17 protein-coding genes are annotated in these 26804 nt (G+C 67.8%); 14 read left to right on the top strand and 3 right to left on the bottom strand.

Annotated features, from left to right (window positions below; all coding sequences use genetic code 11):
* Positions 1 to 13 precede the first annotated feature (13 nt).
* Positions 14 to 1021 (bottom strand): alpha/beta hydrolase, encoded by a 1008-nt coding sequence (locus tag EV137_RS39055; RefSeq protein ID WP_134133173.1) that lies wholly within the window; start codon positions 1019 to 1021, stop codon positions 14 to 16.
* Positions 1022 to 1491: 470 nt separating this feature from the next.
* On the opposite strand from EV137_RS39055, the gene EV137_RS39050 reads away from it, so the two are divergent.
* Together EV137_RS39050 and EV137_RS39045 are read left to right on the top strand one after the other, a co-directional pair.
* A complete protein-coding gene (locus tag EV137_RS39050) occupies positions 1492 to 2490 on the top strand; it encodes a methyltransferase domain-containing protein (RefSeq protein ID WP_134133172.1) in 999 nt (332 codons plus the stop codon).
* A gap of 99 nt (positions 2491 to 2589) precedes the next feature.
* Positions 2590 to 4689: a DUF6351 family protein gene (locus tag EV137_RS39045; protein ID WP_202871342.1), complete on the top strand. Its 2100-nt coding sequence runs from the start codon at positions 2590 to 2592 to the stop codon at positions 4687 to 4689.
* Here the strand turns inward: EV137_RS39045 and EV137_RS39040 are convergent.
* Together EV137_RS39040 and EV137_RS39035 are read right to left on the bottom strand one after the other, a co-directional pair.
* Positions 4673 to 7549, bottom strand: a complete 2877-nt coding sequence (locus EV137_RS39040; protein WP_255517882.1) for a glycoside hydrolase family 2 TIM barrel-domain containing protein — start codon at positions 7547 to 7549, stop codon at positions 4673 to 4675. The two genes, EV137_RS39045 and EV137_RS39040, sit on opposite strands and share 17 nt — an antisense overlap.
* The gene (locus tag EV137_RS39035; RefSeq protein WP_134133169.1) at positions 7528 to 9285 is read right to left on the bottom strand and encodes a glycoside hydrolase family 127 protein; all 1758 of its coding nucleotides are present in this window, start codon (positions 9283 to 9285) and stop codon (positions 7528 to 7530) included. Before EV137_RS39035 ends, EV137_RS39040 begins: the two co-directional genes overlap by 22 nt.
* A gap of 228 nt (positions 9286 to 9513) precedes the next feature.
* Between EV137_RS39035 and EV137_RS39030 the strand changes: the two genes are divergently transcribed.
* From EV137_RS39030 to EV137_RS38975, 12 genes are read left to right on the top strand one after another with little or no spacing between them, the layout of a single operon-like run.
* Entirely contained in the window at positions 9514 to 11889 is a 2376-nt protein-coding gene (locus tag EV137_RS39030; RefSeq protein WP_134133167.1) for an Ig-like domain-containing protein, read from the top strand.
* A gap of 10 nt (positions 11890 to 11899) precedes the next feature.
* Positions 11900 to 13882: an ABC transporter substrate-binding protein gene (locus EV137_RS39025; RefSeq protein WP_134133166.1), complete on the top strand. Its 1983-nt coding sequence runs from the start codon at positions 11900 to 11902 to the stop codon at positions 13880 to 13882.
* On the top strand, positions 13882 to 14880 hold the full coding sequence (locus EV137_RS39020) for an ABC transporter permease (protein WP_134010668.1): 999 nt from the start codon (positions 13882 to 13884) through the stop codon (positions 14878 to 14880). Before EV137_RS39025 ends, EV137_RS39020 begins: the two co-directional genes overlap by 1 nt.
* Positions 14881 to 14886: 6 nt before the next feature.
* A complete protein-coding gene (locus EV137_RS39015) occupies positions 14887 to 16029 on the top strand; it encodes an ABC transporter permease (RefSeq protein ID WP_134010670.1) in 1143 nt (380 codons plus the stop codon).
* A 13-nt stretch (positions 16030 to 16042) separates the two neighbouring features.
* Positions 16043 to 17044, top strand: a complete 1002-nt coding sequence (locus EV137_RS39010) for an ABC transporter ATP-binding protein (RefSeq protein WP_134133164.1) — start codon at positions 16043 to 16045, stop codon at positions 17042 to 17044.
* On the top strand, positions 17041 to 18057 hold the full coding sequence (locus tag EV137_RS39005; protein ID WP_134133163.1) for an ABC transporter ATP-binding protein: 1017 nt from the start codon (positions 17041 to 17043) through the stop codon (positions 18055 to 18057). Before EV137_RS39010 ends, EV137_RS39005 begins: the two co-directional genes overlap by 4 nt.
* Positions 18058 to 18069: 12 nt before the next feature.
* Entirely contained in the window at positions 18070 to 19629 is a 1560-nt protein-coding gene (locus EV137_RS39000) for an ABC transporter substrate-binding protein (RefSeq protein ID WP_134133162.1), read from the top strand.
* Positions 19626 to 20690 (top strand): sialidase family protein, encoded by a 1065-nt coding sequence (locus tag EV137_RS38995; protein ID WP_238175855.1) that lies wholly within the window; start codon positions 19626 to 19628, stop codon positions 20688 to 20690. Before EV137_RS39000 ends, EV137_RS38995 begins: the two co-directional genes overlap by 4 nt.
* Positions 20687 to 22111 carry a DUF5060 domain-containing protein gene (locus tag EV137_RS38990; protein ID WP_134133159.1) on the top strand — a complete coding sequence of 475 codons (1425 nt, stop codon included), beginning with the start codon at positions 20687 to 20689 and terminating at the stop codon, positions 22109 to 22111. Before EV137_RS38995 ends, EV137_RS38990 begins: the two co-directional genes overlap by 4 nt.
* Positions 22108 to 23283, top strand: a complete 1176-nt coding sequence (locus EV137_RS38985) for a DUF5605 domain-containing protein (protein WP_134133158.1) — start codon at positions 22108 to 22110, stop codon at positions 23281 to 23283. Before EV137_RS38990 ends, EV137_RS38985 begins: the two co-directional genes overlap by 4 nt.
* A complete protein-coding gene (locus EV137_RS38980; RefSeq protein WP_134133157.1) occupies positions 23283 to 25343 on the top strand; it encodes a hypothetical protein in 2061 nt (686 codons plus the stop codon). The genes EV137_RS38985 and EV137_RS38980 overlap by 1 nt, the downstream gene beginning before the upstream one ends.
* Positions 25340 to 26521, top strand: coding sequence for a glycoside hydrolase family 28 protein (locus tag EV137_RS38975; RefSeq protein ID WP_134133156.1), 1182 nt, complete (start codon positions 25340 to 25342; stop codon positions 26519 to 26521). Before EV137_RS38980 ends, EV137_RS38975 begins: the two co-directional genes overlap by 4 nt.
* The last annotated feature ends 283 nt before the right edge of the window (positions 26522 to 26804 follow it).

Raw genomic sequence — 26804 nt, 5'->3', positions numbered from 1 at the left:
CGAGGTGTTCCTGCTAGCTGACGTCGAGGGCTTTCAGGAGCATCGGCAGGGAGGCGTGCAGTTCGCGTTGCCAATAGGCCCACGCGTGCGTGCCCGGTCCGTAGAAGTTGGTCGTCAGGTGTTTCGCGCCGAGCTGCTCCAGTTGAGCTGCCAGGGCGTGGTTCTGCCGGTTGAAGTCGGCCTCCAGTGCGTCCGTCTTCCCGGGCGGGTCGAACGGTCCGGCGGTGCCGTCGCCGCAGGAGAGATAGACCGGCAGCGACTTGAGCCGGTGCGCCAGGTAGTACGGGTCGTGCGCTTCCCAGATCCGGCGCTGCGCGACCGGGTCTCCCCAGACCCGGAGCGGGTCGTTGCCCTGCCCGGCGAAGAATCCCATGATCCGCTTGATCGACTCGTCGTTCAGCAGCGGATGGGCCGAGCCGGAGTACGCCGCGGCCGCGCGGAACATGCCGGGATGGCGCGCGGCGTACAGCAGGGCTCCCTGGCCGCCCATCGAGAGGCCGGCCACAACGCGGTTCGAGCTTGCGCCCCAGTCGTGTTCCAGCAGGTGCGCCAGCTCGACGGTGTGGAACGTCTCCCACGCCGGGTCTCCGCCGGCGCCGTAGTTCCACCAGTTGCTGTACCAGCCGTTCCAGCCGGCCTCAGGCATGACGACGAGGACCTTGCGCAGGCTCGGGATCTTCGCGATGTCCGTGCCGGACCACGACGTGTAGTCACCGCAGCAGCCGTGCAGCAGCCAGAACGTCGGCCAGTGCTGACGGCGGTCGGCCGGATTCCAGCCGTCCGGCGTGAGCAGGCGGACGTTGACGGTGCGGTTGCCGAGAGCCCGGGACCGCACGGTCAGGTCGGTCATCCGGTCGGCGACCTGCCGGACCGCGACGACCTCGGCGCCGTGTGGCGCGCTTTGGACAGTCGCTGTGATCTGTTGGGGTGTGGCCTGCGCGGGTGCGAGGGGAGAGACGCCGAGGAACACGGCTGCGACGAGTAGCGCGCGCCGACCGATCCAGGACAGCTTGGTGTGCACGAGAAACCTCCGGGGCGGGGACGGATTTCTGCTCACAGCAGGCCGCCGAGCGACCACCTGAAGTTGAAACCATTCACGGGTGCTTACTCAAGACTGCGTCCGGTCCCATCGATCGGTGGTCCGTGATCTGCGGCGAACGGTAATTCGGTGGGCCGTGGCGTCCGCTGCGTGCCATCATCTCCGTCCATGGAGACATACTTCTTCCGCGTGGGCGTAGGTCCTGTCTGGTAATCCAGGGCCTACTGCGGGGCACTCGGCACGGCACCTCGCCGCACGGGTGCAAAGGCCACGATGCTCCGCATCGAGACCTTCGCCCCCGCACGCCGATGCACCGCACCGAGCACCTCCTCGCTACGGCGCTGGATCACCAGACAGGACCTAGCTTCCGCTGGCCTGTGCGAGGTTTCCCGCGGTCAGCGATGCGGGAGTGACCGGTTGGTTGTTCCCGGGTGCTATCCGGGAGATTCTCCATGCAGTTGGTGCTGGTGCGGACCGTCACGGGGTTGGAGTGGTTGGCGGCCGAGGAACTGGCCGTCGCCGGGCATCGGGTCGTCGAGGTCGGCAAGCGACAGGTTGTCGTCGAGCCGGCCCCCAAATCGATCACGGGGTCGATCACCGGGTCGCCGCCACGGTTGGCGGACGACTTGTTCGTCGTGTACGCCGCGATTGCGGATCCTGGACACACGAAGACCGCGCTTGCTGGGGCGGCCGACACCCTTCGCCGGGCAGTGGAGCCGCCGCGTGATCGCAGCAACTTCGCGGTGTCGGCGTCGTTCCAGGGCCTGCGGAACTTCAATCGCTACGACGTCGAAGACCTGGTAGGGCAGCAGCTGTCGCACCTGACAGGCGGCCGATACCACTCGCGACGACACGGCATCGCCCCACCGGACGAGCGCACCGAGTGGCGCGTCGTACTGGACGGGAAGACGATGTGGGTCGGTCTGCGCCCGTACGCCGTACCGCTCCATCGGCGGCCGTGGCGGGGACGGACCGTGCGGGGGAGCCTGCATCCGCCGGTGGCCGCCGCGATGGCCCGGCTTGCGCAGCTCGAACCCGGGCAGAACGTACTCGATCCGTTCTGTGGAGCCGGGACGTTGCTGCTTGAGGCGCAGCTGCTCGAGCCGCAGGCGGAGTACGTCGGCCTGGACCATGACCCGGCCGCGATCGCCGCAGCCAGGGCGAACGCTGCCGGCAGGCGGATGGAGTGGAGGTGCGCAGACAGCCGCAGGCTCACGACCGGTGCGGACCGCATCATCACGAACCCGCCGTGGAACAGGCGGGTCCGGATCGGCGACCTCGCGCCGTACCTCCGCGCGTGGCGACAGGTGCTCGACGGACGGCTGGTCGCGATCCTCACCCCGGAGCAGGCAGCGGGACTGGGCCGTGGCTGGCGGGTTCGGGCGTGGTACGACGTCACAGTTGCGGGCCGGCACCCTGTCATCGTCGTCGCGGAGGTGTCGGGTGGTTGATATCGGGTTGTATGAAACACATTCACCGAATGTGGGTATAAACAAGCACATGCTTGCCGGTGTCTGCGAGGTTGTTGCCGCCTGAGCCTTGGAGGACCTGTGATTCGTTCGCGGTCGGTTCGTCTGGTTGTCGGTCTGCTTGTCGGTGCACTGGTGCTTCCCGCGGTTCCGGCGCTGGCGTCGCGGGAGGTGACGCTGGAGATCCTGTCGAGCCGGCCGGACAAGGTGACCGCTGGGGATGCGCTCGTCCATGTCGATGCGCCGGATGACCGCGTTCGAGTGACTCTCAACGGCGTCGATGTGTCGTCGGTGTTCACCGCGGACGGGGACGGGCTGACCGGACTGGTCGGGAACCTGCGGCTCGGCTCGAACCTCCTCCGCGCCGAGTCGGACGGACGCAGTACGACGCTGGAGGTGCGGAACTACCCGCGGCAGGGGCCGGTGTTCTCGGGGCCGCACGAGCAGCCGTTCGTGTGTGAGACGGCGACGTTCACGATTCCGGTGATCGGCGGCACGCTCGGCGCTCCGCTGGACGCGGACTGCACGGTCGCGCCGCGGGTCGACTACTTCTACCGGACCACCGCGGGCCCGTTCGTGAAGTGGCCGGCAGGCGCCACGTCGTACCCGGCGGATCTCGCGAAGACGGACTCTGGTGATCCGTTCATCGTGCGCATGGAGACCGGGAGCGCGAACCGGGCGGTCGTCCAGACGAGCATGCTGCACGACCCGTTGCGTTCGGCCGCGCCCACTCCGACACGGCGATCGCACAGCTGGAACGGCCGGGCGATCTTCACGCTCGGCGGTGGATGCGCCGGCGGCTGGTACCGGTCGGGTACAACGACCGGCGGGGTGACGGACGCGTTCCTGCTCGGTCGCGGGTACGCGCTGATGTCGTCGTCTCTGAACGTGTTCGGGCAGAACTGCAACGACCTGACCGCGGCTGAGTCCGCGATGATGACGAAGGAACTGTTCGTCGAGCACTACGGACGGCCGGACTTCACGGTCGGCTTCGGGTGCTCCGGCGGCTCGTACCAGGCGCATCAGATCACCGACAACTACCCGGGCATCTTCGACGGCATCGTCGTCGGCTGCTCGTTCCCGGAGGTCGGGTTCGGCACGGTCTCGTTCATCAGCGACTCGTGGCTGCTGGACTCGTACTTCACCAAGTCCAACCTCCAGTGGACGCAGGAGCAGAAGCGTCAGGTGGCCGGTTTCCAGACGTACGCGACGCTGCCGAGTATGGCGGTGAGCGCGAACCGGATCGATCCGCGGCTCAATTGCTCCCATCTCCCGCCTGCGCAACGCTACGACCCCGCGACGAACCCACGCGGCGCCCGCTGCGACGTCTTCGACCACACGATCAACGCGTACGGCGCGGATCCGTCGACCGGGTTCGCCCGCCGGCCGCTCGACAACGTCGGCGTCCAGTACGGGCTGAAGGTGCTGAAGTCCGGGGTGATCACACCGGCCCAGTTCCTCGACCTGAACGAGCGGGTCGGTGGGTTCGACGCGGACGCGAACCTGGTGCCGTCCCGGACCGTGGCGGATCCGCAGGCTGTGCGTGCGGCGTACCGGACCGGGCGGCTGACGTACGGCGGGGGCGGGCTGAAGGACGTGCCGATCATCGACTACCGGGCGTACTCCGACACCCAGTCGTACGGCGACATCCACGTCCGGTACCACACGTTCTCGATGCGCGCCCGGCTGCAGAAGGCGAACGGCACGGCGGCCAACCAGGTGAGTCTGCTCGAGGACGCGACGTACGGACTGTTCAGCACGTCGAGCCCGCTGCTGCAGCACGCGATCGACGAGATGGATCGTTGGCTGACGCAACTGACCGCGGACACCACGTCCCGTCCCCGGATCGACAAGATCGTGGCGGCGCGGCCGTCCGGTCTGGTCGAAGGGTGCCGTGCTCCCGAGGGCTTCGTCGCGCAACCGTTGAACCGGGACCCGGAGTCGCGCTGCGAGAAGCTGTTCCCGTCCGCCTCCTTCCCGCGCGAGGTGGCCGGAGCAGGTGTAGCGGCAGACGTGATCAAGTGCAAGCTCCGCACACCGGCACGAGCGGACTACCCGGGCTTCACCGACGCACAGTGGCACAAACTGCTGGCGATCTTCCCGAGCGGGGTCTGCGACTGGTCGAAGCCGGGGATCGGGCAGCAGCCGTTGGCCGGGACGTGGATCAGCTTCCCAAACTGAACCTGAAGGTGTGCTTCTGCGGTTGCAGGTCGTGCGGCGGCAGGATCGGTGCGCCGCTGGTGGGGCTGCCGAGGCCGTGGTGGAGGGCGTCGAGGGTGATCCAGACGCGGTCGCCTGGGTGCAGGTCGGCTGGGTGGTCGGCGGCGGCCAGCTCGGCGATCGTCCAGCGGCGTACGGTCAGGCTGAAGTGTGGGTCGCCGGTCAGGCGGAGTTTGCCGGCTGGGCCGGAGAGCTCGGCCCAGCGGACGTCGCCGCGGGCGCCGTTCTCCTGCGGGTACAGGTACGGCACCTGGAAGTCGTCGATCGTGCTTGTGTAGCGGCCGATCCGCGCTGCCGAGCGGGAGTCCGGGTAGGCCTGTCCCGGCCCCAGCCCGAACCACGTCAGGCCGTGAAAGCCCGCCGGCACACCGAACGTCACTCCGAGACGAGCCCAAGGCACCATCCATTCACCCAACGGCTCCACGTCGACCTCCGCCGTCAACCGCCCGTCGTCGGTCCTCCACGTGTACGTCGTCAGCACCCGAGCATCCGTCGCCGCAGCCCCCACCATCGTTGCCACGACCAACTCATCACCTGAGGCCTCGACGGATACGGTCCGGTACCGCAAACGATCCAGCCCGGCATTCGCCCACCGGGTCTTGCGGTCGAGTGTCGTCGCATCCCAGGTCCGAGCATCATGCTGCGTAGGCGCCCGCCACAGCTCGAGCGGAACATGCTCGATCGCCCACCCGCCAAGCCCCACCAACCGCCCGGTCCGCCCGTCGAACCGCCCCGGGCCAAGGGCGACCTCCCCACCCCTGCGATTGGGCGTGAGAGTCGGCTGCCCCGCGGCGGCGGTAGGCAGGGTGGTGAGGTCGGGCGGTGCGAGGCGGGTCTGTGTGAAGGCGACCTCGTGGCCGGCGGGTGCCCAGGGGCTGTCGTTCGTGAGTACGGCGCGGATTGTCAGCCAGCGTTCGCGGTTCTCAAGGGCCGGGAGCTCCGGAAGTTGTACGGTCGCGGACCGGCCGGCCGGGACCACCGGGAAGGGGAGGGGGCTGCGGGCAACTACCTCGCCCTCGTCGGCAGCCTCCCAGTGGAGCGAGAGGTGGGAGGTGTTCAGCACGTCGTACCGGTTGGTGATCGTGAGGACGTCGCCGGCGACGGACAAGCGCACCGGCTCGTAGACCTTGTGGACCTCCGCGAGCACCGGCTGCGGGGTCAGGTCGGGGAAGACCAGCCCGTCGAGGACGTACGTACCGTCGTGCAGTTCCTCACCGAAGTCACCGCCGTACCCGTAGGAACCGTCCGCTCGCAGGATGCCGTGTTCCATCCACTCCCACAGGAACCCGCCCTGGCAGCGTTCGTAGGTGTCGAAGAGCGCTTCGTACTCGGGCAACCCGCCAGGACCGTTGCCTCCGGCATGCGAGTACTCACACAGCACGAAGGGCATCGAACGCCGCCGCGCATCCAGCACCGGATTGTCCAGGGGCTTCTCGGCGCGCTTCCCGATCGCCTCGACCTCGGCGTGCGACGCGTACATCCGGCTGTACACATCCACATCGGCACACGACAGATCGCCCTCGTAGTGCAACGGCCGCGACGGATCCCGATCCCGCGTCCACGCTGCCATCGCGGTCAGGTTCGACCCGACGCCAGCCTCGTTGCCCAGCGACCACATCACCACGCACGGGTGGTTCTTGTCCCGCTCGACGGTCCGCCGCATCCGGTCCAGCGACGCGTCGAGGAACCGCGGATCGTCGGCCGGGTTCCCCTGCCAGTCGAGCAGCATGAACCCGTGCGACTCGTAGTCGCACTCGTCCATCACCCAGAACCCGAGCTCGTCGCACAACTCCAGCAGCCGCGTGTCCGGCGGGTAGTGACTGGTCCGGATCGCGTTGATGTTGTGCCGCTTCATCACCAGCAGCTCCGCACGCAACCGTTCCTCGGGTACGGCGCGACCGAACACGGGATCGTGCTCGTGCCGGTTCACCCCGTGGAACAGGATCCGCCGCCCGTTGACCCGCAGTACGCCGTCGACGATCTCCACCGTCCGGAACCCGATCCGCAGCGCGACCCGCTCGCCCGGCAACTCCACGACCGCGTCGTACAACCGCGGTACCTCGGCCGACCACGGCTCGACACCCGGGATCGTCACCGTCTCGCCGCAGGGCACCACGACGTCCAGCGATGGGATCCGCACCACCGCACCCGGCGCCGACTCGACCATCAACACGCCGGCGCCGTCCCGATAGTCCGCGTGCACGAACACGTCCGCGTCCATGCTGTCGATGGGCCGGGCGATCAGTGTGACGTCCCGGAAGATCCCCGGCAGCCACCACATGTCCTGGTCCTCGAGGTACGAACCGGACGACCACTGATGCACTCGCACCGCCAGGACGTTCCGCCCCGGCCGCAGTACGCCGCCGACCGCGAACTCGGCCGGCAGGCGCGAACCTCGCGTCACCCCGAGCTCGACCCCGTTCAGCCAGACCCGCGCGCACGAGTCCACGCCGTCGAACCGCAGGACCGTCGAACCACTCCACGACTCCGGCAGCTCGAAGACCAGCCGATGATCGCCGATCGGGTTCTCGTCCGGCACGTACGGCGGATCGACCGGAAACGGATACTTCTGATTCGTGTACGCCGGACTCCCGTGCCCGTGCATCGGCCACGACGAAGGCACCGGCAGCACGTCCCAGTCCGAGTCGTCGAAGTCCACCTCCTCGAACCCGGCGTCGCCCACTGAGGGAGACAACCGGAACCGCCACTGGCCGTTCAGACTCAACCGAGGCGCATCCGACCGCACAGCGGCTCGCGGAGGAAGCACGCCGGAGCCAGGACCCGGGTCTTCCCAGTAGTTCACGCGTCCTCCCGGATCCATACGGTCATCGGGCCGACTTCCCGGTTCGCCCAGGCGTAGTAGGGGATCGCGGTCAGCGTGCCGTTCCGCGTCGGTACGTCGACCGTGGTCACGCCGCCGAGCAGGTTCGGCTGCTCGTGCTCGATCAGCTCGCCCGCGACCACGGCCGCCGAGTCGAGTACGACGTCTGCGTCCTGCTGCTCGAAGCAGTACACCAACGGGCCGCGCTCGATCGCGATGCAGCCGCGCACCGAGTCGATCCGCTCGTCAGGCGTCGTACGGCGGGCCGCCACCGGCAACTCCAGCACGACCTCGTCGCCCACCGCCCACACCCGCCGCAGCGGTCCCTCGAACCCGTTGACCGTCAGCCGATGAGTCTCCGCCCACGCCGGGATCCGCAGACCGAGAGTCCAAGGCGTGTCCGGCGTCGACGTGATCCGCACCCGGACAGTCCCGTGCCACGGATACTCGGTCTCAACCTCGAAGCCGATCGGACCGACCCTCACCGCCGCCGGCGCGTACAGCTGTACCTGCACCCCGTCGTCGTCCGAGGTCGCGATCAGCTGATCCAGCGACGACAGCGTGCGCATCACGTTCGGCGGGCAGCACGCCGTACCGAACCACGGCTGCCGCCCACCCACCGCGGACCGCTGATCGTCGGCGAAGGCGTTGTTCCGCACCTTCAACGTGTTCACGTAGAAGAACCGGTCACCGTCGAGCGACACCCCGGAGATCACCGCGTTGTACAGCGTCCGCTCGATCAGGTCGGCGTACTTGCCCTCCCCTGTCGCGAGCAGCAGCCGCCAACTCCACTGCACGCTCGCGATCGCGGCACAGGTCTCGCAGTACGCCGCATCCGGCGGCAGCTCGAACGGGTCGCCGAACGCCTCGCCGTACCACCTCGCCCCGACGCCACCGGTCAGGTACGTCTGGCTCTCGACCATCGTCGACCACGTCGCCTGCAACGCGTCGAGCAGTTCGGCGTCGCCGGTCTCCACCGCGACGTCGGTCGCACCGGACGCGAGATAGAGCGCCCGGACCGCGTGCCCCGCGATCGTGCGAACGTCCCGCACCGGCAGGTGATCCTGGAAGTACGCCGGACCGTGGTGACCCGGGGGAGTGAGCAGCCCGCGCCCACGCGCCTCGACGAAGTACGACGCCAGCTCGAGGTACGCCGCCGTACCGGTCTCGCGGTAGAGCTCGACGAGCGCCATCTCGATCAGCGGATGCCCGTCGATACCTTCCAGCCGCCCCGGGCCGAACGTCTTGCACAGGTGATCGGCGAACCGGCACGCCACGTCGAGCAAGGTGCGATCGCCGGTCCCTCGTACCTGTGCCACGGCCGCCTGCAGCAGGTGTCCCGCGCAGTACAGCTCGTGCCCCTTCTCCAGGTCGCCGTACCGCTGCCCGTCGAGTGCGAGCCGCGTGTAGGTGTTGAGGTACCCGTCGGGGTCTTGCGCTGCGGCGACCAGCGCGCTCGTTGTGGACTGCCGGTCAGCGAGGTCAGTCGACGGCTCCCGGGCCTGCTCCCAGGCGACCGCCTCAAGCCACTTGTAGACATCGGTGTCGGCGAACAACTTCCCGGCGAAGCCACCAGTCTGCTCGTCCGCGGCCCGGCGGAAGTTGCGGAGCGTGCCGACCTCCTCGAGGCGCTGAGCTGCGGCCGGGATGGTCGTCTCCCGGTTGATCCGCTGCCGGTTCAACCAGAACCCGCCGGTGAGTTTCGTGCTGCCGAGGGGGAGGGGGCGCAAAGGCATGGTGGCAAGGTAACCATCGTCGCGGACGTCCAGGCAAGGGTTCGTGCAAACGATTGCGGCCACGAGAATCACCGAGTGCAAACGATTGCGGTTTTTGCGCGTCATGCTCTTGACACGGCTTCGTGACCTCCGTGACCATGAGGGCCGTCGTTCCATTCGGACTTGATTAGATATTCAGACTGCGCATGTCAGCAGCCGCCGCCCCCTGCCGAAAGCGAGGCATGGACGATGACCGAAACTCCCCCTCTCACTCCACCGGGCTGGTCCCGGCGCGGATTCGTCGGGACGACCGCAGCCGCCATCGGTGTGGCGTCGCTGGGCATCACGCCGACGGCCACCGCTGCGAAGACCGCCGCGACGAGCGTGAACGATGACCGGCTGCCGGCCTTCCCCGGCGCCGAGGGCGCCGGCATGTGGGCCAAGGGCGGCCGCGGCGGCTCGGTGTACGAGGTCACCACGCTGGCCGATTCCGGACCCGGCTCGCTCCGTGAAGGTGTCTCCGGCTCCGACCGGACCATCGTGTTCCGGGTCTCCGGCACCATCAAGCTGGAGACCCAGCTGCTGATCTCCGGCAACAACCTGACCATCGCCGGACAGACCGCGCCTGGTGGCGGCATCTGCCTGTCGGGTCACAGCACCGGGATCAAGGGCGGTGCCCACGACATCGTGATCCGCTACCTGCGGTTCCGGCTCGGCGACCTGTACGCGGTCGCGGACGACTCGTTCAACACCAACGTGCCCGGTTCGGTCAGCCCGGAGATCCGCAACCTGATCATCGACCACTGCTCGTTCAGCTGGGCGGTCGACGAGTGCCTGTCGCCGTACGGGAACTACGACGTCACCGTCCAGTGGTGCATCGTCTCCGAGGGCCTGGCGCTGTCCGCGCACCCGAAGAACCGGCACGGGTACGGCGGTATCTGGGGTGGCGAGCGGAACACGTACCACCACAATCTGGTCGCCCACCAGGGCGGACGGCAGCCGCGCTTCGGCTACACCGAGGGCATCAACCTCGAGGTCGACCACTACAACAATGTGATCTACGACCACGGGTACACGTCGGTGTACGGCGGTGAGTGGGCCAACGGCATCAACATCATGAACAACTTCTACAAGCCGGGCCCGACCACGCTGGACGAGGTCGCACCGGTCGTGGTGAGCGCGAACCGCGGCGGCCAGTGGTACGTCGCCGGCAACGAGGTCGAGGGCCACCCGGACGTCACCACGCACAATCGCCGCGGCATCCGCTACCCGATCGGCGGGATCGTCGAGCTGGCCGAGCCGCAGCCGATCCCGGGCCGCGGCGACCTGCAGGCGGCGAGCAAGGCGTACGAGGCGGTGCTGGCCAACGCCGGCGCGATCCTGCCGAAGCGCGACGCCGCCGACGCCCGTGTCGTCGAGGAGGTCCGCAACGGCACCGGCCGGCTGATCAACTCGCAGAAGCAGGTCGGCGGCTACCCGGAGCTCGTCCAGACCGAGGCACCGGTGGACTCCGACCACGACGGCATCCCGGACTGGTGGGAGAAGGCCAACGGCCTCGACCCGAACGACCCGTCGGACGCGCAGAAGATCGCCCCGAACGGCTACACCTACCTGGAGAACTACCTCAACTCGCTGGTCCCGGACCCGATCGGCAACCCGGTCGTGCAGATCACCAGCCCGGCGCAGAACACGACGGTCGCCGGTCGCACCGCGCCGACCGTGACGATCAAGGCCGACGCATCCCCCGCGAAGGGCGGGCAGCTCGCCAAGGTCGAGTTCTTCGTCGGCGACCAGATCGTCGGCGCTGCGACGAGTGCGCCGTACCAGGTCCAATGGAAGAACGTCGCCGACGGCTCCTACTGGATCACTGCGCGGGCCACGGACAAGAACGGTACGGCGACCCAGTCGACCGCTGTCCAGGTGCACGTCAACAAGCAGTTGGGTACGCCGGGCTGGACGTCGGCGTCGATCGGGAAGCCGCCGGTGCCGGGCTCCGGCAGCCTGGACGGCGGAGTGCTGACCATCAAGGGCTCCGGCCGGATCTACGGGCGGACCAGCAACTTCCACTACGTGTACCGCAAGCTCCAGGTCGGCGGTGCGGGTGCGGTCACGCGGATCACCGCGCGGCTGGACCAGCTCGGCAAGATCGCCAACGGACTCACCGCGGGCCTGATGATCCGCGACTCGCTGGACCCGGCCGCGCCGTACATGTACGGCGGTATCGGCTTCGGTGTCGCGGGCGGGTACGGCACCGTCAACGACAACGCGAGCGCCGCGCCGACCGCCACCGACGACGGCGGCATGAAGGCGCAGGCGATCCGGATCCAGACCGACGGCTCGGTGCCGAGTGTCGGCCCGTGGCCGTGGGACGGGAGCTACCTGGACCCCACGAAGGTGTACTGGCTGCGGCTGCTCCGGCGCGAGCGCCCGCAGGCCAGAGAGGTCGAGTTCGAGGCCTTCATCTCCACTGATCAGGTCAAGTGGGACCGCTTCGGCTACGAAAAGATCATGATGCCGAGCCGCTCCTTCTACATCGGGTTCGCGATCGACGGCGGCAGGGTCGACAACGCCCTCGTCGACTACGGGACCGCGCAGTTCAGCAACATCACGCTCGAGCAGCAGTGAGGTAAATGACATGTCAGAACGCATGATCGACCGGCGTCGGCTGCTGCAGGGCGGTCTCGGCCTCCTGGCCGTGGCGACCATCCCTGGGTGCGGCTTCTTCGACACCAAGCCGGCAGGCTCCGGCGCACAGGCCGCAGTGGCCGGCGAGAAGGAATCGCCGATGCTCAAAGCCCTGGTGGACAAGGGCTCCCTGCCCCCGCTGGCGGACCGGTTGCCGAAGAACCCGCCGGTGATCAAGCCCCTCGAGGGCAAGGCGCAGTACGGCGGAACCTGGCGGTCGGCGATGCTGACCCAGGAGGACACCCAGTGGCTGTGGTACGCGATGCGCTACGAACCGCTGCTGCGCTGGAAGCCCGACAAGGTCGGCAAGCCCGGGTACGACGAGATCGAGGCGAACGTCGCCGAGTACACGGTCGATGCCGAGAGCAAGGTGTACACGTTCACGTTGCGCGAGGGCCTGAAGTGGTCCGACGGCAGGCCGTGCACGGCGGACGACCTGATGTTCACGATCCTCGAGGTGCAGTGCGACGAGGGGCTGCACCCGGACGGCCTGTACGACGCCTTCACGTCGCCGGACACCGGCAAGATCGCGAAGGTCGAGAAGGTCGACGAGCGCACGATCAAGATGACCTACAGCTCGCCGCAGCCGTCGCTGCTCGTGCAGATCGCCGACGCGATCTTCGAGCGTGAAGGCGCCTACGGGATGCTGCTGCCGAAGCACTACTTCCAGCAGTTCCACCTGAAGTACAACAAGTTCGCGAACGCACTGGCGAAGAAGGCCGGCGTCGGCAGCTGGACCGACCTGTTCGCGCAGAAGCAGAACCCGTGGACGAACCCGGAGCAGCCGACGCTGGCACCTTGGAAGGTGACCACCCCGCTCGGCAAGGGCTCTGCGGTCACCCTGACCCGGAACCCGTACTACTGGAAGGTCGACGACCAGGGCCGCCAGTTGCCGTACATCGACAACTGCCGCGTCGAGGTCGTCCAGGACGCCCAGGTCGAGCTGCTGAAGGTGATGAACGGCGAGTTCGGCATGCAGTACCGGAACTTCGGGACGCCGCAGAACAAGCCGGTCGTCGCGCAGAACCGTGAGAAGGGCGGCTACAAGATCTTCGAGGTGCCGACCCAGCTGACCAACACGATGGTCATAGGCATCAACCTGACGCACAAGGACCCGGTCAAGCGGGCACTGTTCTCGAACAAGGAGTTCCGGGCCGGCCTCTCGCACGCGATCAACCGCAAGGAGGTCATCGACGCGGTCTACGCCGGTCAGGGCGAGCCTTGGCAGGGCGCTCCGCCGAAGGACTCGCCGTACTACAACGAGCAGCTCGCCACGCAGTTCCTGGAGTTCGACGCCGCCAAGGCGAACCAGCACCTGGACGCGGCCGGGCTGACGAAGAAGTCGCCGGACGGCAAGCGGCTCGGCGCCGACGGGAAGCCGGTTTCGGTCACGGTACTGGTGAGCGAATCGTTCCCGGACCACGTCGAGGCGATCGAGTTCGTCAAGAAGCGCTGGGCCGCGGTCGGGATCGAGCTGCGCACCCAGGCGGTCAGCGAGGATCTCTACAAGGAACGGGTCAAGGCCAACGACCACGACGCCGGGACCTGGACCTGCGGCACGTTCGTACTGCCGACCGGTACCGGTGGTGACCACTACTGGGTGCCGACCAACGACGGCAGCGCGCGGTACGGCATCGGCTGGGCGCAGTGGTACCAGTCGAAGGGCGAGGAGGGCGTGAAGCCGCCGGCGGAGATCCAGAAGCAGATGGAGCTGTTCACCCAGGCGCGGCAGGAGCCGGACCCGACGAAGACGCTCGAACTCGGCAAGCAGATCCTGCAGATCGCGGCTGACCAGTTCTACTACATCGGCGTCAGCTCGGTGCCGAACACGTACGGCGTCGTGAAGAACGACTTCCACAACGTGCCGGAGAAGATGAGCGAGTCGGTTGCCCCGGGCATCGTCCACCCCGAGCAGTTCGCGATCGGGCAGTAATGCTGCGGTTCGTGGCCCGGCGGCTGGTCTGGATGGTCATCACGCTGGCGGCGATCTCGTTCGTCACCTTCGTGGTCATCAAACTGCCGCCGGGCGACTACACCACCACGGTGATCGCGAACGCGGAGGCCCGCGGCCAGGACATCCCGGACTCGCAGATCGCCGAGCTGAAGCGGCACTACGGGCTCGACAAGCCGTTCATCGTGCAGTACCTCACCTGGATCAAGGGAGTGGTGCTGCACGGTGACCTCGGGCAGTCGTTCGCCTGGAACCAGTCGGTCGCCAGCCTGATCGGCAACCGGGTACTGCTCTCGATGGTGCTGTCGATCGCGAGTCTGCTGTTCGTCTGGGCGATCGCGTTCCCGATCGGCATCTACAGCGCGCTGCGGCAGTACTCGGGCGGCGACTACCTGGCGTCCTTCCTCGGCTTCATCGGGATGGCCGTCCCGGAGTTCATGCTCGCGCTGGTGATGATGTACATCGGCTTCCGGTACTTCGGCCAGAGCGTCGGCGGACTGTTCTCACCCGAGTACGCGGACGCGGCCTGGAACCTGGGCAAGCTGCTCGACCTGATCTCCCATCTATGGGTCCCGATCGTGGTGGTCGGGGTCGCCGGTACGGCGGGACTGATCAGGATCACCCGGGCCAACCTGCTCGACGAGCTGCACAAGCCGTACGTCGCGACCGCCCGTGCGAAGGGCCTGCCGGAGTGGAAGCTGCTGCTCAAGTACCCGGTCCGGATGTCGCTCAGCCCGTTCTTCAGCACGGTCGGCTGGCTGCTGCCCGGCCTGATCAGCGGCGAGACCATCGTGTCGGTCGTGATGAGCCTGCCGACCAGCGGCCCGCTGCTGCTCGGCGCGGTGAAGAGCCAGGACATGTACCTGGTCGGCAGTTTCGTGCTGATTCTCAGCACGCTGACGGTGATCGGCACGATGCTCAGCGACCTCGCACTGGCCTGGTGGGATCCGCGGATCCGCACCCGGTTCCAGAAGGGATAGATCTGAATGGTCCAGCAGACCGAGGCGATCGCCCCCGACACTCAGCACGAGACCCCGCAGGAGGTCGTGAAGAGCCTGCGCGACCACGGCGCGCTGCCGCAGTGGCGGCTGATGTGGCGGCAGTTCCGGCGGCACCGGCTGGCGCTGATCGGGTTGATCGTGCTGATCCCGATCTACTTCATGGCGATCTTCGCCGGCTTCTTCGCGCCGTCCAGCGCCGACACCGCGCACACCGCGCTGCCGTATGCCCCGCCGCAGCGAGTGCACGTCTCGGCCGAGCACGGGATGTTCGTGTACGGGTACTCGTCGACGCGCAACCAGGAGACGTTCGAGCAGACCTTCACCGTCGACAAGTCGAAGATCGTCGACGTCGGGTGGTTCGTGCGCGGCGACGAGTACTCGATCCTGGGCCCGATCAAGTCGAACATCCACCTGATCGGCCCGACGAAGGCCGGTGAGGCGTTCTTCCTGGTCGGCTCCGACCAGTCCGGCCGGGACCTGCTGTCCCGGCTGATCCACGGCGCCCGGGTGTCGTTGTCGATCGGTCTCGTCGGCGTGTTCGCGAGCTTCCTGCTCGGCATGCTGATCGGCGGCATCTCCGGCTACGTGGGCGGCCGGGTCGACAACATCATCCAGCGGATCATCGAGTTCATCATGTCGGTCCCGACATTGCCGCTGTGGATGGCACTGTCGGCGGCACTGCCCGGCAGCTGGGGTCCGTTGACGAGGTACTTCGCGATCACCGTGATCCTGTCGCTGATCGGCTGGACCGGACTGGCGCGGGACGTCCGCGGTCGGTTCCTCAGCCTGCGCGAGGAGGACTTCGTGATGGCGGCCCGGCTCGACGGTGTCGGGCGGACCGGGATCATCTTCGGCCACATGGTGCCGTCGTTCGCCAGCCACATCATCGCCTCGATCTCGATGGCGGTGCCGCGGATGATCCTCGCCGAGACCAGCCTGTCGTTCCTGGGCCTCGGTCTGCAGCCGCCCGCGGTCAGTTGGGGTGTGCTGCTCGAGGGCGCGCAGAACATCCGCGCGGTCGCCACCGCCCCGTGGCTGCTCACCCCGGGCCTCGCGGTCGTGGTCGTCGTACTCGCCATGAACTTCGTCGGCGACGGTCTCCGCGACGCCGCGGATCCCTACAAGTAGGAGGCGCCTTCCCATGCAGCCGTTGTTGGAAGTTCGCGAGCTCAGGACCCATTTCGAGCTCGGTGACGGTGTCGTGAAGGCCGTCGACGGTGTCAGCCTGTCCGTACCTCGTGGCCGCACGCTGGCCGTGGTCGGTGAGTCCGGCTGCGGCAAGAGCGTCACCGCGCGGTCGATCCTGCGGCTGGTGGAGAAGCCGGCCCGGATTGTCGGCGGCGAGATCCTGCTGTACGACGACGCGCCGGACACGAAGCCGCTCGACCTGCTGGCCGCGAAGGACAAGCGGCTGCGGCAGGTCCGGTGGGCCGATATCGCGATGGTGTTCCAGGAGCCGATGGCGTCGCTGAGTCTGGTGCACACGATCGGCGACCAGATCATCGAAGCTGTCCGGTTGCACGAGAACGTCGGCAAACAGGAAGCCCGCGACCGCGCGATCGAGATGCTCGACCGGGTCGGTATCCCGGACCCGAAGCGCCGTGTCGACTCGTACCCGTTCCAGCTCAGTGGTGGCATGCGGCAACGCGCCATGATCGCGATGGCGTTGTCCTGCCGCCCGCGGCTGCTGATCGCGGACGAGCCGACGACCGCGCTCGACGTCACCACGCAGGCGCAGATCCTCGACCTGCTGCAGGATCTCCAGCAGGAGTTCGGGATGGCGATCATGCTGATCACCCACGACCTCGGGGTCGCCGCGCAGGTCGCCGACGAGGTCGCGGTGATGTACCTCGGCGAGGTGGTCGAGCAGGGGCCGGCATCCGCCGTACTGAGTCATCCCAAGCACCCGTACACGCAGGCGCTGGTGCGCTCGGTGCCGCGGCTGGGCCAGCGCGGTCAGGACCGGTTGGTCGCCGTACGGGGAACCGTGCCGCCGCCGTACGAGCGTCCGACCGGATGCCGCTTTCACCCGCGGTGCGACTCGTTCATGGCGGGAAAGTGCGACGTGACTGTGCCTGTCCGGGTACGGAGCGACGAGATCGATGTCGCCTGCCTGCTGTACGGCGAGGAGGCGGACCGATGAGCTTGTTGGAGACCAAGGGTCTGACCATGCACTTTCCGTTGCATGGTGGGTTTCTCGGGCGGAACCGCGGCTTCGTGAAGGCGGTCGACGGTGTCGACCTGTCGATCAAGGCCGGCCGGACGCTCGGACTGGTGGGGGAGTCGGGCTGCGGCAAGACCACGCTCGGCCGCTGCATCGTTCGCGCGTACGAGCCGACCTCGGGCAGCATCATGTTCGACGGTGTCGACCTGGCGCCGCTGAGCGAGAAGCAGCTGAAGCCGTACCGTGCGCAGGTCAGGCTGATCTTCCAGGACCCGCACTCCTCGCTCGACCCGCGCAAGACGCTGCGCGACATCATCGCCGAGCCGCTGCGGGTCCAGGACGCGGGTTCACGCGACGAGATCGACGACAAGGTCGCCTCGCTGCTGCGCCGCGTCGGACTGCGGGCGGAGTACGCGCACCGCTACCCGCACGCGTTCAGCGGCGGCGAGCGGCAGCGCGTCGTGATCGCACGGGCCCTCGCCACCAACCCCCGGCTGGTGGTCGCCGACGAGGCGGTCAGCGCACTCGACGTCTCCGTCCGGGCACAGATCCTCAACCTGCTGCGCGATCTGCAGGAGGAGTCCGGCCTCACCTATCTGTTCGTCTCCCACGACCTCGGCATCGTCGAGCATGTCGCCGACGACGTCGCGGTGATGTACGTCGGCAAGCTCGTCGAGAGCGCGTCGACCGAGGAGCTCTACTCCAAGCCCCTGCACCCGTACACCGAGGCGCTGCTCAGCGCCGTACCGGATCCCGATCCCGCCTCCCGCGGGCAACGCGAGCGGATCAAGCTGCTCGGCGAGATCGCGGATCCCTCCAAGGTGCCGGCCGGCTGCCCGTTCCATCCCCGGTGCGGGTACGCCGAAGCCCGGTGTGCCTCCGAAGTCCCGCAGCTGCGCGAGATCGGGGGAGCAAATGGCCGCAAGGTCGCGTGCCACTTCGCCGAGCAGCTCGACCTGAAGGGTGTCCTCACGGCCACCACCGCCCCATAGGAAAGGTCAACCATGTCTGAAGCACACGACGCAGCCGCCAATCGCCCGCAGAACGAAGCTTCGGCTCCCGGCCTGTCGCGCCGCGGACTGCTGCGCGGCAGCGCCGCGATCGGCGGTCTGGCCGCCTTCGGTGCGGCGCTGTCCGCCGGCCCGGCTGCCGCGACCAGTTCCACCTCCGCGGTCCCGCGGGCCGGCGCGCAGGCCGGGGTGTCGGCGGCCGGCACCGTCGACATCCCGAACAAGTACAACGTGCCGTTCTCGGTCGCCGACGACGAACTGTTCGTGTTCGCCGCCAACTTCAAGCCGTTCGAGCTCGGCGGCAACGACGACGGCCGGGAGGCGCACCGGTACTTCGATGCCGTGTTCGGCGACGCGATCCGGGCGAAGTTCCCGAACATCAAGCTGAAGTACGCGACCTGGGACTACCCGATCCGGTACGAGGACATCGCGAAGGCCGGCCGGGTGCCGGACCTGATCCTGGAGGACCCGCGGCTGCGGATCGACCGGGACCTCGAGCCGCTCGGCTGGACCCAGGACATCACGTCGCTGGTGCAGGGCGCCGGCATCGACCTGACCAAGCTGAACGTCGGCTCGGTCGAGCAGATCAAGTCCCGCTCCGACGGCGGCCTGTACGGCGTCCCGCTGTGGATCGACGAGAGCCTGCTGTTCTACAACAAGCTGATCTTCGACAAGTTCGGCGTGAAGTACCCGACGGTCGGCTCGACGTACGACGACGTCTACAAGCTGGCCGTCAAGCTCACCCGGCAGGACGGGATCCACCACTACAAGGGCTACATGCAGCACCCGGACAACTACCTCGCGATGAACCAGCTCGGGCTCTACCCGTTCGTGCCCGGTTCGAGCGAGCAGCCGGCGCCGCAGGACGTCAAGGTCAACCTGACGAGCGCGGAGTGGAAGTCGGTCGCGAACAACCTGCACCGGTTCCTGATGATCCCGCGGAACAACTTCACCACGGTGGACGACTTCTTCAAGGGCGACATGAGCTTCCCCGGCCACCTCGCGATGGCGGTGAACAACCTGTCGAAGCTGAACGCCTACGCGCTCAGCTCGTACTACATCGAGGAGGACGACGCGGCCCAGTTCGCCGAGTGGGCGAAGAGCGTGAAGATCGGCGTCACCTCGATGCCGGTGCTGTCCCGCGGCGCGAACACGATCTACCAGCCGGACACCCGCGCGGCCTTCATCCCGCCGCAGTCGCAGCACCAGGCCCAGGCGCTCGACGTGGTCAAGTACCTGGTGTCGGAGGAGATGCAGACCCGCATCTCGTCGTACGGCATGAAGGGAGTGCTGAAGACCGACGCTGTCGTGAACGCGTTCGGTACGGCGATCCCGGAGCTGGCGGCCATCGACACGTCGGCCGTGTACTGGGGCGAGAACGCGGTGATCAAGAACTACCAGAACACCGAGTACTGGGACATCCCGCTGTACAAGGTGTTCCGGCAGCACGTACTCAAGGACGGTATGGACGTCGACTCGTCGCTGCTGGTCACCGAGACGCAGGACATCCCCGACTACATCAAGGCGCAGGTCGCCCGCGGGCTCACATGGTGAACGACGCGAGGTTCGACGGCCGCATCCGTGAGGGTGCGGCCCTCCTGCCCACCATCCATCCCGGCGACAGCCACGCCGCGACGCTGGTCGAGACGGCGAACGGCGACCTGCTGTGCGCCTGGTTCAACGGCCCGGGGGAGGGCGAGCCGGACACCAACATCGTCCTGTCCCGCCTCCCCGCCGGAACGGACACCTGGCTGCCGCCCGAGCGGCTCTCGTCGGATCCGCGCCGCTCCGAACAGAACCCACTGTTGTTCGTGACTCCGGACGATGACGTCTGGTTGCTGCACACCTCCAACGAGCCGCATGACCAGTCGACCTCGCGCGTGATCCGGCGGGTGTCACACGACGGCGGGCTCACCTGGGAGCGGAGCGAGGTGCTGTTCGATCACCTCGGTTCGTTCATCCGGAACCCGATTGTTGTATTGAGCAACGGTGACTGGTTGCTGCCGGCGTACGACTGCGACAAGACCGCCGAGCGGAGCGTTCTTCAACTCAGCACCGACCAGGGCGAGACCTGGTCGGCGGTGGACTTGCCGGACGCGATCGGGCAGGTGCAGATGAGCGTCGTCGAGCTGTCGCCCGGCGAGCTCGTCGGGTACTTCCGCAGCCGTGCCGCCGACCGCATCCACCGGTCGGTCTCGAAGGACAACGGCCGGACCTGGACCTCGCCGGAGCGCACCACCCTGCCGAACAACAACTCGGCGGTCCAGGTACTGCGGCTGTCCGACGGCCGGCTCGTCATGGTGTTCAACGACTCGTCGGCCGAGCGTGACCAGTTCCGCTGGGTCGACGACGGCAAGGGCGGCGTACGCCGGAAGACCCTGCGGACCCCGCTCACGCTGGCACTGTCCGAGGACGACGGCGCTACCTGGCCGTACTGGCGGAACCTGCAGGTGCAGGACGAGGAGTACCGGGAGAACGAGTTCGGCTACTCGTACCCGACGCTGCTGCAGACCCGCGACGGGCAGTTGCACGTCGCGTACTCGTACCTGCGCAAGACCATCAAGCACGTGATCCTGGCGCCCGAGTGGATCCAGGCAGGAGACCGATTGCCATGAGCGGCATTGGATTTACCCACCCCACCACCCCGGAGAAGTGGGGCCTGCACGAGCTCACCCTGACCGGCCCGTCCGGCGGCAATCCGTTCGCCGAGGTGGAGTTCCAGGTCACGTACCAGTTCCGGAACCGGATGGTGACCGTCGACGGCTTCTACGACGGCGACGGGACGTACCGGGCGCGGTTCTCGCCGGACCGGGAGGGGGAGTGGTCGTACATCACGTCGAGCTCCGCACCCGAGCTCGACGGCCGGCGTGGGAGCTTCGTGTGCTCCCCGCCGGGGCCCGGGAACCACGGGCCGGTCGACGTCCTCGGCAGGCACCACTTCTCGTACGCCGACGGCACGCGGTACGACTGCATCGGGACGACGTGTTACCACTGGACGTACGAGTCGAAAGAGCTCCAGGAACTGACGCTGGAGTCGTTGCGCTCAGCACCTTTCGACAAGGTCCGGATGTGTCTGCTGCCCACGGACGGAATGCGACCCGAGCGCACGCCGTTCGCCGGGGCGACACCAGGTTCGGTCGACGTGGACCGGTACGACCCGGTGTTCTTCCGGGAGTTCGAGGCGCGGGTGGCGGACCTGCTGGCGCTGGGCGTCCAGGCGGACCTGATCCTGTTCCACCCGTACGACCGCGGCGTGTGGGGTTTCGACCGGATGACCCCGGCGCAGGACGCGGCCTATCTGCGGTACGTCGTCGCGCGGCTGGCGGCGTACCGGAACGTCTGGTGGTCGCTGTCGAACGAGTACGACTTCAACCACGAGAAGACGATCGCGGACTGGGACCGGCTGCTGCAGCTGGTGCAGCGGTACGACCCGTACCAGCGACTGCGGTCGATCCACAACGGGACCAAGATGTACGAGGTCTTCACGCCGTACGACTTCACCAAGCCGTGGATCACGCATCAGAGCGTGCAGCACTGGGACGGCGCCGAGGTCGCTGCCTGGCGGGACTGCCGGAAGCCGGTCGTGATCGACGAGATCGGTTACGAGGGCAATGCCGGCCGGCGCTGGGGGAACCTGACCGCGGACGAGATGGTGCACCGGTTCTGGCAGGGCATGTCGCTCGGCGGATACGTCGGGCACGGCGAGTCGTTCGTCGACCGGGAGACCCGCGCGTGGATCTCGATCGGCGGCCGGCTGTACGGCGAGAGCCCGGAGCGGATCGACTTCCTCCGGGCCGTGTTCGCGGGGCTGCCGCGGCAGTCGGACGGTGAGGTCGACGCGGACCGCTGTGTCCTGCACTACCTCGGCGACCGTCAGCCGTCCGCTGTCGAGCTGGACCTGCCGGACGGTTCGCCCTTCCACTTCGACCTGATCGACACGCGGGCGATGACCATCACCCCGCTGGCCGAGTACTCCGGCCCGAGCCGCATCCCACTGCCCGCCACCCCGTACCTCGCCCTGAGAGGGACCCGATGACGTCAGTAGCACGCTGGGACGTGCTCGAACTACCTGTGCCCGCGCCGGCAGGCGTGCTGTTCCGCCACACGTCCGGCGCCACCGCGTACGTCGAACCGTTCCAGTCGGACGACGGGTGGGTGGTCCGTTACAGCCCTGATCTGGAAGGCGTTTGGTCGTACGACGGCGGGACTGTGGAGTGCACGCCCGCGACCTCGCATGGTCCTGTCCGTCGTGCTGGCACCACATTGCGCTGGGCGGACGGTACGCCGTACCACCCGCTCACGACCACGTGGTTCGGTGATCCGGCGCAGTGGGCTGCCGCACGCCCGGCGCTCGCGGCCTCGCCGTTCAACCGCGTCCGGCTGCGGGTGTCCGACGGCATCGAGGACCAGGTCCGTGACCTGCTGGCGGCCGACATCGTGGCTGACATCGTCCTGCCGACGGACTCGTCTGTTGTTCGCGCTGCGGTGAATCGGCTGGCCGCTTATCGGAATGTCACCTGGTGCCTGGAGTCCGCTGACAGGTCGCGAGAGTTGGCCGAGCTGATCGCGGAACTCGACTCCAGTCGCCACCTGATCTCGATGCACGAGGCAACCGACCCGGGACCGCCCTGGCTGACTCACCTGAGCGTCCGGCTGGAGAACCTCCGTGGAGTGTCCGCGTTGCGTGTGGCCCACGCCAAGCCCGTCTTCGTTGACGCATGTGGCCACGAAGGCAACGGCACTACCCCCGACACCAGCCTCCGGCCTGAGGAGATGCTGACCCGCATCTGGGAGGGGATAGTTCGCGGGGCCTACGTGACGCACGGCGAGTGGTACGTCGACCCGTCGTCCGTGAGCGTCGTGCCGTGGTCGGACGGCGGCAGTCGGCCCACTGGTGTTGTCGCGCGACGGCTGCGGCTGTTGCGGGAGGTGCTGGACGAACTGCCCGCCGGTGTGGAGCCGATCGACGACTACCGCGACGCCCCGACGCTCGCGGTGCCTGGCTCGTACTACCTCCAGTACCTCGGCGAGCACCAGTTCCCGGACCGGACGTTCTCACTGCCCGAGGGCGAGTACGACGTCGACGTACTGGACGTGTGGAACCACTCGGTACGCCGTACTCGCGAGAGTGTCGCTGATGCCGGCACGTTGACGGTCCGGCTGCCCGGCACGCAGTACCAGGCCATTCAGATCCGCCGGGCGTCCTGATGCCCGCGCTGACGTCTGGTCCGCGCCAGGCTTCGTTGCGTCGCACACCGGACGGTGTGGTGCTCGAGTTCGGCCAGGTCGACGGGCCGGTCTACTTGGAACGCCCGCTGGGCGACCTCCTCACCTGCTCGGCCGGTCGCCCCTGGCAGCCCAGCCCGCTGACGTGTCCCGACGGGTGGTGGATCTCGCGGCGGCCGGGCGAACACCGGGCGGGCTGCCGGACCGGACCGCTCGCGGTCGAGGTGCGGCTGGCGTTCGACGACGGCGACCGGTTGAACCTCGAGCTCTGCTGGCGTAACACGAGCAAGCGCCGCGTCGCCGACCTCGCCGTCGGACTGTTGCTCGACCTCGGCAGGGTGAAGGACAGCCAGCTCACCATCCCCGGCGTGATCTACAACGACAACCCGTCCGCCGACCCGGCCCGCGCCGTGCCGCGGATCGGCCCGACACCCGGCGGCGGCTTCGTCGCCGAGGAGGACCGGCTCCCGATCCCCGGCGCCAACCTCGAATGGCGCGAGGGGCGCGAACGCCGTTGGCTGTCCGTCATCTCGCGCCCGCAGGCACGCCGCTCGGGCGACGGCCAGGTCCGGTACGGCTCGCTCGGCGCGATCCGGCAGGACGGTCCGGTGATCGCGGCGCTCAGCGGCGTACTGATGTTCGACGGCAAGCAGGACGTCCGGTACGTCAGCAAGGCGGAGACCGAGGCGACCGACGACGGCTACCTCACGCTGCGTCCCGGTGAGGTATACACCCAGCACCTGGTCCTCGACTGGGGACGGCAGGAGCTCCGCGGTCACGCGTTTCGGCACCTTGTCGAGAGTGCGCGCACCCTCTTCACGGCCGCTGGTTCACCCGGATTGGCTCTCGTCGAGCTCATCACGTTGAAGACTGTTGCCCTGGACAACCGGTGGTACCAGTCCGGGACCGTCGCCGGGTACACCAAGTTCAGCGACATTCCCGGCAACGGGCCGCGTAAGTCTCGGCACTTCATGTACGGCTGGACAGGCCAGGCGCTGAAGCTCGCCTGGTGCGACGCCCAGGTCGGCTTCAACACCCGGGACCGGCTGCGCATCGACCGCTGCCGTGCGGCCGTCGAGTTCTACCTGGCCGGCAGCCCGACACCGACCCCCGGCCTGCGCCACAACGCGTACCAGGTCAGCACCCGCCGCTGGACCAGCTTCCGTGCCGGTAACCGCCCCATGGTCTCCAGCCGAGCGTACGGCGAGACAATCAGCGACCTGACCGACATCATCACCCTCTTCCGCGACCACGACGAACCCGTCCCGCCGTCGTGGCTCAACGCCCTCGAAGAAGCCATGACCTTCCTCCGCGGTACCGCTCAGTTGGCCGACGGGACCTTTCCGGTCGGATGGCGACTCGACGGCCTGCCAGCTGCGACGACGGTCTCCTCGGCGGGCATCCCGTGCGTACTGGCCGCTCTGAAGGCCTCGTCGGTCCTCGACTCTCACGAACTGTTGTCCGAAGCAACCGTCTGGCTGTCCCGGTACCACGACCAGCACGCGCGGACCTTCGACCGGCCGTTCTCCCGCTCCACCCTGGACGCGGCCTGCGAGGACAAAGAAGCCGGCATGTACTACTTCATGGCCGCCTACGAACTCCTCCGCCGCACCGGCGACCCGCTGTACGCCACCTGGTGCGAAGTCTCCGCCGACTGGCTCCTCACCTGGGTGTACGTCTGGTCCCCGGAACAGGACGAGGACTCGCCTCTTCACGCCGCCGGCTTCAACGCGATCGGCTGGCCGACCGTCAGCGTGCAGAACCACCACCTCGACGCCTTCCTCCCGACGTACGAACTCCTCTCCTTCGGCCTGACCACCGACCGCCCCGCGTACGTCGCCGCCGCGCGAACCACCCTGCACGCGTTGAGTCAAACCGTCGCCGCTGCCCCGAACGACTGGAACTTCCCCCTTCCCGGCGAACAAGGCGAAGCCGTCTTCCAAACCCACTGGCAACGCCGAGGCCACACCAACACCTGGAACCCGAGCTGGGTCATAGCCGTCCCCCTGGCCAACGCCCTCCGCATCCAAGCTCTCCGATGACCGACTACCTGATCACCAACTTCGGGGCTCGCGCCGGGTCGGACTGCACTGGGGCGATTGCGGAGGCGATCGACGCGTGTGCGCTCACCGGCGGGCGTGTCGTCGTACCCGACGGTGAATTCGTCACCGGGCCGATCCGGCTTCGCAGCAACGTCGAACTGCATCTGCCCGCCGGCGCGACACTCCGGTTCCACACCGACCCGACGACGTACCCGATCGTCCGCACCCGCTGGCAAGGAATCGAGTGCTTCAGCCACTCACCTCTCATCTACGCGTACGACGAAACCGACATCGCGATCACCGGCACCGGCACCCTCGACGGCGGTGCGAGCACTGCCACCTGGTGGAGCAACACCCGCCCGCGCACCGACTGGGAACGCCTGCTCCGCATGGTCGAAGCCGACGTACCCGTCGAGGACCGCATCTTCGAACCCGGTCACGGCTTCCGCCCGAGCTTCATCCAGCCGCACACCTCCCGTCGCGTGCGCATCGAAGACGTACGCATCGTGAACGCCCCGATGTGGGTGGTCCACCCGGTCTTCTGCACCGACGTACTCGTCCGCGGGATCACGGTCGACTCCCTCGGCCCGAACAACGACGGCTGCAACCCCGACTCCTGCGAGAACGTCGTCATCACCGGCTGCTCGTTCACCACCGGCGACGACTGCATCGCCGTCAAGTCCGGCCGCGACGCCGACGGCCGCCGCGCAGGCCGCCCGTCCCGCAACATCCTCATCGAATCCTGCCGCTTCACCGCCGGCCACGGAGCCCTGACCATCGGCAGCGAAGCCTCCGCCGGAGCATCGAACATCCAAGCCCGAGACCTCCACGTCACCACCCCCGCGGGTGGGCCGGTTGCCGGTGCGGGCGTGGACCACGCGCTGCGCATCAAGACGAACTCCTTGCGCGGCGGCGTGATCGAGCACGTCACGGTCGAGAACCTGATCGTCGACGCGGTCACCACCTCCGCGATCCTCATCACCACCCGGCACGCGGAACCGGAACAGTTCGGCGGCCACGCCCCCGTCGTACGCGACATCACCGTCACCAACCTCGCCGTACGCTCAGCCCCCCGAACCGTCGAGATCCTCGACACCCCACACTCCCCGGTCGAGAACTTCAGCCTGACCTCCGCAGCGACGGACCGGCAACCCACCGAGAACTGCGAATACTTCTGAACCCGCACCTTCGCAGGGTTGGCGGCGCGGCTGTTCGGTTAAGGGAGTGGGTCGACTGTCGATCCCGTCAGTGACCAGGCCGGGCAACCCCAAGCACGCCTCAATCCGAAGGTTGCCCCCTGAACTGCAGGGTTGCCCACCGAAAATCCGAGGGGGCAACCCACCACATCAGGGGGCAACCCGCCACTGCAGGAATCAGTTGCCCGCTGTCGACCTCGTCGAGTCGTGAGGCGGAGTGTGTGGCGGCTTGTTGGGAAACAAATGTGTATATGCCGACGATTTC

The sequence above is a fragment of the Kribbella pratensis genome (assembly GCF_004366075.1).
GTDB lineage: Bacteria > Actinomycetota > Actinomycetes > Propionibacteriales > Kribbellaceae > Kribbella > Kribbella pratensis.
The sequence above is the reverse complement of the archived record's forward strand: the minus strand, read 5'-3'. Positions and strand labels throughout refer to the sequence as shown.